Genomic DNA, 6449 nt, shown 5'->3' with positions numbered 1-6449 from the left:
CTGACGTGACGCGACGACGCGCCCCCCGCCTCTGTGGCGGGGGGCGCGTCGTCGCACCCGGACCGTCGTCCTCGGGGGGACTTCTGTGTCGAATCGCCGCCGCATTCCGCTCGTTGGTGTGCTGTTGCCCGTACCGCTGCTCGTACTCCTGACAGGGTGCACGGTGCCTGTGTCCGGCATGACCGGGATCACGGTCGGGGAGGACGGCCGGCCGATGGGGGTCGTGCAGGGCTGCGAGGCGCCGATGGACCGGGCGGTGCTGCACGTCCCTGCGGGGCCGCCGGAGGCGGAGCCCGAGGGGAGCTGGAGCAGGTCCGGGACGCCGGACAAGTTCGCGACGTGGCCCCTGTCCGGGGCGGACGGGGACGGCTGGACCGCGGATAGTCCGCCGAAGCCCCTGGTCCCTCGCGTGACGTACCGCCTGTACGGCGCGACCGACGACAACTCCTGGTCGACGGGCGCCGTCAGCTTCACCCCGGAAGACCTCTCGACCCTGAAACCGGGCCAGGTCCGCTACGCGACGCCGTCCGCCCCGGACGTCTTCACGACGGGCACGCTGGAGGACTTCCGCCGGGCGGCGTGCGAGGGGGAGTGAGCTCTGGCGCTGTGCGGGCGGGGCGCGGTCGCGGTCTGCGTGCGGGCGGGTCGGTTGGTCTTTGTCCCGTGCGGGGGTGCCGTGGTCTCGGTCCTGCGCGGGCCCGTCGTGGCTGGTCGCGCAGTTCCCCGCGCCCCTGATGGCATGCCCTCCGGGCAGCCATCACCCCGCCCGAAGCGGTTGTGCGGGAGCGCTACTTGCCTGCCTGTGGCCCGTACCACTGGAGGGCCTGCCCGGTGACGGCTGCCACGCACTCGAAGTCGCGGTCGCGGTGCAGGAGGGTGAGGCCCTATGTCCTCGACGCCCCGTGCCCGGTCCGCCGCACTCCGGGCGCTGAAGAAGAACGCCGGGTCTATCAGCGGACAGGTGTGTCGATCAGGAACTGTGCGGCGCTCACCGCCGGTAGTTCCTCTTGTCCTCCAGGAACTCCAGGTCGAAGGCGCCTTCCGCTGCCGAGGCCCGCAGACGGGTCAGGGCCAGCGCACGCCGCCGGGTCTCCAGGACCTCCCGCAGGGCAGAGTTCACGGTGTCCTTCTTGGTGCTCGTCCCCAGGGCCTGGGCCACGTCGGCGAGGAGGGCGTCATCGACGTCTATCACGGTCCTGCTCATGCTGCACCTCCGGAGACATCAAGTGTGCGAACCAGTATGTCCCCGTCCGGTCCCCTTGGGCGGTGCCCCTTCCACCACCCCGTCCCTTGGGGCGGTGGGCCCCCGCGGGGGCCCACCTGAGTACGGGTACTCAAGGGGGCGGGCGCTGTACGCAGGGAGTGGGATCTCCATTGGCTAGGGTCCCGGCCATGACGGGACGAGGGCCGGAAGGCTGGGACGTGGTGGTGGGGGCGGCCTCGGAGGAGGTGGCCGGGATCGCGCGGCGGGCGCGGGAGGTGGTTCGGGGGGTGATGCCGGATGCCGTGGAGGAGGTGGACGAGGGGGCTCGGCTGCTGGGGTTCACCTTCGCGCCCGGAACGTACAAGGGGCTCGTCGTGGGACTCGTACTGCATGCGCGGCACGTGAATCTGATGTTCGCGGAGGGGGCCGCGCTGGACGGCGGCGGCCTGCTGGAGGGCACCGGCAAGAAGGCCCGGCACATCAAGCTCCGGGCGGCGGAGGACGCGGCCGACCCCCGCATCGCGGCGCTCCTCGCGGAGGCCGCGGCGCGGGTGCGGGACCGGCTCGCGGCGGGTTAGTGGCGCATACCCTCGCTTCATGGTGCAGAGCAGCGCGGCAGACGTGGACGGATATCTCGCCGAGGTCCCCGAGGAGCGCCGGGAGGCGCTCGGCCGGCTCCGGGAGCTGTGCCGGGCCGAGCTGCCCGGCTTCGCCGAGGTCATGGCGTACGGCATGCCCGTGTACGAGCGGGACGGCACCGGCGAGATCGCCTTCGCGAGCCAGAAGCAGTACATCTCCCTCTACCTCCTGCGCGAGGACGTGCGGGAGGCCTTCGCCGGGCGGCTCGCCGGGCACGACATGGGCAAGGGGTGTCTGCGGTTCCGGAAGGCGGAGAGCGTGGACTTCGATCTCGTACGGGATCTGCTGCGGGCGACCGCGAAGGGGCCCGGCGCGGTCAGCTGAGCCCACCGGCATGCCCCGCCGCGAAGAAGTTCGGTCCCGTGCGCGACATCCCGGCGACTCGCGTAGTCAGCAGGGTATGCACGGCGATCAGAGCGACAGAGAGCAGGCGGGGGCCGAGTGAAGGCAGCGCAGGAGGACCAGTACCTGGAGTTCGTGGGGGCGCGGGCGAAGGCGCTCTACCGCTCGGCGTACGTGCTCGCGGCGGGCGACTCGCACCTGGCGGAGGACCTCGTCCAGGAGACCCTGAGCCGGGTGTACGTGCACTGGAAGAAGGTGTCGCGGGCCGACAGTCCGGCGGCGTACGCGCAGACCGTGCTCGTCCGCACCTTCCTCACCCTCAAGCGGCGCGGCAGCACGGGTGAGCGCCCCACCGGCAACCTCCCCGACAGCGCGGCGCGCGGCACGGACACGGCCCTGCGGCTGACCCTGCTGGACGCGCTCGGCCAGCTCCCGCCCCGCGACAGGGCAGTTCTGCTGCTGCGCTACTGGGAGGGGCACTCCATCGAGGAGACCGCGCGGATGCTGAAGCTGAGCAGCAGCGCGGTCCGCTCCCAGGGCACCCGGGCGCTCGCCCGAGCGCGTGCGCTGCTGGGCGACAGCCTGTCCGACCTCGTCCCGCAGCACTGAGCCCCCAGCTTCCTACCAGCGAAAAGGCGACTTCCGCATGCCCTCCTTCGAAACAGACCTCGCAGATGCCCTGGACCGTACGACCGACCGCCTTGACCCGGACCTGACCGCCCTCGTCGGCGGAGCCGTCAAGCGGGGCCGCAGCCGCCGCAACCGCCGCAACTTCGGTGCGGGCGTGGGCGCTTGCGCCGCCATCGCCGTGGCCGCACTGATCGTCCCGGACCTGCTGCACCGGGGTGACGGCGAGCTGGAGACCGTCGCGCTCGCCATGCCCCGCTCGTCCGTCTCCGGTACGCAGATGATTCAGGCCCTGGAGAAGACGTACCCCGGCGCCCGCCTCAGCGACAAGGACGGCCAGAGCAACAACCCCGCCGACCCCTCCGCCGGAAAGGTCGCCAACGGCGGTCTGATCGTCGACGACGGCCACGGCCCGGCCCGCGTCGGCGCCTCCGCGATGCGCCTGAAGCTGCCGTTCGCCGACGCCGAGGGCCTGAGCTGCGAGGACACCTTCGGCAACCCCGATCACGGCGACACCTGCGAGCTGAAGGAACTCCCGAGCAGTCCCACCCTCCCCGGCGGCGCACTCCTCATGTCGGAGAAGATCGCCGACCGGAACCCCGCCGACGGCGAGACCGCCTACCGCTGGACGACGACCCTGACGGTGAAGTCGACGGGCGCGCAGATCCAGCTGGTGCAGTGGAACGCGGCCGACACCTCCGCCACCGCCCCGAAGCCGACCCGCCCCGCCCCGCCGCTCACCCCGCAGCAGGCCGCATCGGCCCTGACGGGCCCGGCGTGGGCGCCGATCCTGGGGGCGGTGGGGTGACCGGCCCGCCTCCCGGACGCCCGGCGCACGCGCGAGTCCAGCGGTACCGTTTCTGGTACCACTCATGCCCCTCAAGCACGCCCTCGCCGAGGCCCGGTCGCGCCGCATCACCGACGAACACCGGCTGGTCTGCCTCCCGCTGCCCGGGGACAACGAGGTCGTCGTCCTCCAGGCGCGGTACCACTACGGCTGAGCCCGCGCCCACTTTCACTGCTGCACCCGAGTGACCCTGTCGCGCGCCCCCGGGGGCGGTGCGGGGCTGATCGGGTGTCGGGTTGTCACAGTCGGTCAATGCGACGACACGAATTCACACGAAGGTGTGCGGTGACGGTGGCGGTTGCGGGCTGTCTGGTGGTGGGGGCGGGCACGGGAGCCCGAGGGCTTGAGCCCCTGCCCGAGACGGCGGAGGTGGAGCGGCTGTACCGGGAGGCGTCGGTCGCCGTGAAGGCGCACGAGGCGGCGCGCAAGGCCGTGGAGCGGGGTCGGGGGGAAGTGGTTCGGCTCCAGGCCGCCGAGGGTGTGGAGCGGGCGCGGCTGAATCAACTCCGTTCTGCGATGGGTGAGTTGGCGCGCAGTCAGTACCGGGGCGGGGGCGGCGGGGTCGTCGTGGCGGTGCGCTTCCTGACGGCGCCGTCCCCCGAGCTGATGATGGAGCGGCTGTCCCTCGCCCGGCGCGGCGGGCACGCCACGGACACGCTCATGACGCGCGTACGGGACTCCCAGGCGCGGCTCGCCCGCGACCGGGCGGCGTCGACGGCCGCCCTGACCCGGCTGAAGACGGAACTCGCCCGGCAGTCCGCCGCCCGCGAGGAGATCGAGCGCAAGCTCAAGGAGGCGCAGGAGCGGCTGCGGGCGGCGGAGGAGGCCCGGCGGGCCGCGCTGGCCGCCGCAGCGGCGGCGAAGGCGGCCAAGGAGGGCAAGGGGTGGGTGGCCACCGGGGGAGCCCCTGGCCCCGCGTGCGGCGGCGCGGCGGAGGTGGCCCCGCTGGGCCCGCCGCCCACCGCCGGTGCCCTGTGGGTGAAGCCGGTCGACCCGGCTCCCCTCTCCTCCGGCTTCGCGGAGGCGGGGGGTCGGTGGAAGCACCGGCACACGGGCCAGGACTTCGCGGTCTTCGACGGGGCGGCGGTACGGGCCGTGGGCGAGGGGACGGTCGAGTTCGTCGGCTGCGGCGACGGCTTCGGCAACCAGGTCATCCTGCGTCACGCCAACGGCTACTTCACCCAGTACGCCCACCTGTCCGTCTTCGGCGTGCGCACGGGAGACAGGGTCGTCCCGGGGCAGACGATCGGCCTCAGCGGCCGCACGGGTAACGTCTCCGGCCCGCACCTCCACTTCGAGGTGCGGGTGACGCCGCAACTGGGCTCGGGAATCGACCCGATGCCGTGGCTGAGGGAGCACGGGGTGACGCTGTGAAGATACGAGAACGGGGTGCGGGGGATGTCGGGGCGTGCGTGGACATCCTCCGCGAGGTCCACACGGCCAGCGGCTACCCGCGCAACTGGCCTGCGGACCCGGCGAGTTGGGTGGCGTCGGGCTCCGGCTACGGGGCCTGGGTGGCGGAGACGCCCGCCTTGGGCCTCATCGGCCACGTGGCGCTGGGTCCGCCCGGGGACGGCGACGCGGCCCCGACCCTCACCCCTTCCCCCGGCCAAGTCGCCGTCGTGGCCCGCCTCTTCGTGTCTCCCCGGGCGAGGGGGCTGGGTGCCGGTCGAGCCCTCCTCGCGGAGACGGCGGAGCACGCCCGGACCCTGGGCCGCCGGGCCGTCCTGGACGTGGTGTCCGCCGACACGGCCTCGGTGGCCTTCTACGCCCACGCGGGCTGGGAGCGGCTGGGCTCGGGCAAGCAGGACTGGGGCGGCGGCATCCACGTACCGGTCCACTGCTTCGGCGCGCCCCTTCAGGGGCGCGGGGAACTGCGCGAGCAACCGCCCACCCAGCCGCGCGGCCGAGCGCTTTAGGCGAAGGGGCGGGGCTGGGGACCCTTTGGCCCGGCGGGCCGGGGCCGAGCGCACCCGGCACCGCGAGCCGAGAGGAATCAAGTGGTCCGAGAGGAAAGGGACATGAGAGGTTCTGGGTGATCAATTGTTGACGAGCAGGGGGGACCCCATGACCGAAGAGACCAAGACCGGCGCAGAGTTGACCATCACCGACCCCACCACCCTCCACCCCATGCCCGGCCACCCCCGCGTCGTCCTCCTCAAGCCCCTCGTGAAGTCCGAGCTGATCGAGGCCGGCGAGTACAGCTACTACGACGACCCGGACGACCCCACCGCCTTCGAGACGAAGAACGTTCTCTACCACTACGGCCCCGACCGCCTCCGCATCGGAAAGTTCTGCGCCCTCGCCACCGGCGTCCGCTTCATCATGGGCGGCGCCAACCACCGCATGGACGGCCCCTCCACCTTCCCCTTCTCCACCATGGGCGGCGCCTGGGGCCCGAACGTGGACCTCCTCATGGACCTCCCCTCCCGGGGCGACACCGTCCTCGGCAACGACGTCTGGCTGGGGTACGGCGTGACCGTCATGCCCGGCGTACGGATCGGGCACGGCGCGATCGTCGCCGCCGGTTCCGTCGTGACCTCCGACGTACCCGACTACGGCATCGTCGGCGGCAACCCGTCCAAGCTGATCCGCAAGCGCTTCAGCGACGAGGACATCAAGCGGCTCGTGGAGATCGCCTGGTGGGACTGGCCGGTCGAGCTGATCACCGAGCACGTCCGCGTGATCATGGCGGGCACGGTGGACGAGCTGGCGGCCGTCGCACCCCGCTGACACCACGAGAGGGAGGCCGGACCCGTACCGCACGAAGCGGCGGGTCCGGCCTCCCGG

General features: G+C 72.6%; 10 protein-coding genes and 1 pseudogene. 9 read left to right on the top strand and 2 right to left on the bottom strand.

Going from position 1 to position 6449, the window contains the following annotated elements; all coding sequences use genetic code 11:
• Positions 1–178 precede the first annotated feature (178 nt).
• Positions 179–595 (top strand): hypothetical protein, encoded by a 417-nt coding sequence (locus IE269_RS09605; protein ID WP_189822396.1) that lies wholly within the window; start codon positions 179–181, stop codon positions 593–595.
• 193 nt (positions 596–788) lie between these two features.
• On the opposite strand, the pseudogene IE269_RS43060 reads toward IE269_RS09605, so the two are convergent.
• Positions 789–963 (bottom strand): annotated as a pseudogene (locus IE269_RS43060) (PIN domain-containing protein); the annotation flags it as partial.
• Positions 964–988: 25 nt separating this feature from the next.
• Positions 989–1204: a type II toxin-antitoxin system VapB family antitoxin gene (locus IE269_RS09600; protein ID WP_189822395.1), complete on the bottom strand. Its 216-nt coding sequence runs from the start codon at positions 1202–1204 to the stop codon at positions 989–991.
• A 188-nt stretch (positions 1205–1392) separates the two neighbouring features.
• Between IE269_RS09600 and IE269_RS09595 the strand changes: the two genes are divergently transcribed.
• From IE269_RS09595 to IE269_RS09560, 8 genes are all read left to right on the top strand, one after another.
• Positions 1393–1782 carry a DUF1801 domain-containing protein gene (locus IE269_RS09595; protein ID WP_189822394.1) on the top strand — a complete coding sequence of 130 codons (390 nt, stop codon included), beginning with the start codon at positions 1393–1395 and terminating at the stop codon, positions 1780–1782.
• 19 nt (positions 1783–1801) lie between these two features.
• On the top strand, positions 1802–2167 hold the full coding sequence (locus tag IE269_RS09590; RefSeq protein WP_189822393.1) for an iron chaperone: 366 nt from the start codon (positions 1802–1804) through the stop codon (positions 2165–2167).
• A gap of 117 nt (positions 2168–2284) precedes the next feature.
• Positions 2285–2794 carry a SigE family RNA polymerase sigma factor gene (locus IE269_RS09585; protein WP_189822392.1) on the top strand — a complete coding sequence of 170 codons (510 nt, stop codon included), beginning with the start codon at positions 2285–2287 and terminating at the stop codon, positions 2792–2794.
• A 37-nt stretch (positions 2795–2831) separates the two neighbouring features.
• Entirely contained in the window at positions 2832–3620 is a 789-nt protein-coding gene (locus IE269_RS09580; protein WP_189822391.1) for a hypothetical protein, read from the top strand.
• A 64-nt stretch (positions 3621–3684) separates the two neighbouring features.
• Positions 3685–3813, top strand: a complete 129-nt coding sequence (locus IE269_RS09575; protein ID WP_189822390.1) for a type II toxin-antitoxin system YoeB family toxin — start codon at positions 3685–3687, stop codon at positions 3811–3813.
• A 131-nt stretch (positions 3814–3944) separates the two neighbouring features.
• Positions 3945–5033, top strand: a complete 1089-nt coding sequence (locus IE269_RS09570; RefSeq protein ID WP_189822389.1) for a murein hydrolase activator EnvC family protein — start codon at positions 3945–3947, stop codon at positions 5031–5033.
• Positions 5030–5578, top strand: a complete 549-nt coding sequence (locus IE269_RS09565; protein WP_229897517.1) for a GNAT family N-acetyltransferase — start codon at positions 5030–5032, stop codon at positions 5576–5578. The genes IE269_RS09570 and IE269_RS09565 overlap by 4 nt, the downstream gene beginning before the upstream one ends.
• A gap of 178 nt (positions 5579–5756) precedes the next feature.
• Complete coding sequence (locus IE269_RS09560; RefSeq protein ID WP_438817537.1) at positions 5757–6392, top strand: CatB-related O-acetyltransferase; 636 nt, start codon at positions 5757–5759, stop codon at positions 6390–6392.
• Positions 6393–6449: the final 57 nt, after the last annotated feature.

Origin of the sequence: Streptomyces spiroverticillatus (genome assembly GCA_014650415.1) — a bacterium.
GTDB lineage: Bacteria > Actinomycetota > Actinomycetes > Streptomycetales > Streptomycetaceae > Streptomyces > Streptomyces spiroverticillatus.
Note: the sequence above shows the minus strand (reverse complement) of the source record. Positions and strands in the feature narration are given on the sequence as shown.

What these genes read in the sequence shown, in the direction of transcription:
- IE269_RS09605 (WP_189822396.1), top strand. Translation starts at nt 179, where the DNA reads ATGACCGGGATCACGGTCGGGGAGGACGGCCGGCCGATGGGGGTCGTG.
- IE269_RS09600 (WP_189822395.1), bottom strand. Translation starts at nt 1,204, where the DNA reads ATGAGCAGGACCGTGATAGACGTCGATGACGCCCTCCTCGCCGACGTG.
- IE269_RS09595 (WP_189822394.1), top strand. Translation starts at nt 1,393, where the DNA reads ATGACGGGACGAGGGCCGGAAGGCTGGGACGTGGTGGTGGGGGCGGCC.
- IE269_RS09590 (WP_189822393.1), top strand. Translation starts at nt 1,802, where the DNA reads ATGGTGCAGAGCAGCGCGGCAGACGTGGACGGATATCTCGCCGAGGTC.
- IE269_RS09580 (WP_189822391.1), top strand. Translation starts at nt 2,832, where the DNA reads ATGCCCTCCTTCGAAACAGACCTCGCAGATGCCCTGGACCGTACGACC.
- IE269_RS09575 (WP_189822390.1), top strand. Translation starts at nt 3,685, where the DNA reads ATGCCCCTCAAGCACGCCCTCGCCGAGGCCCGGTCGCGCCGCATCACC.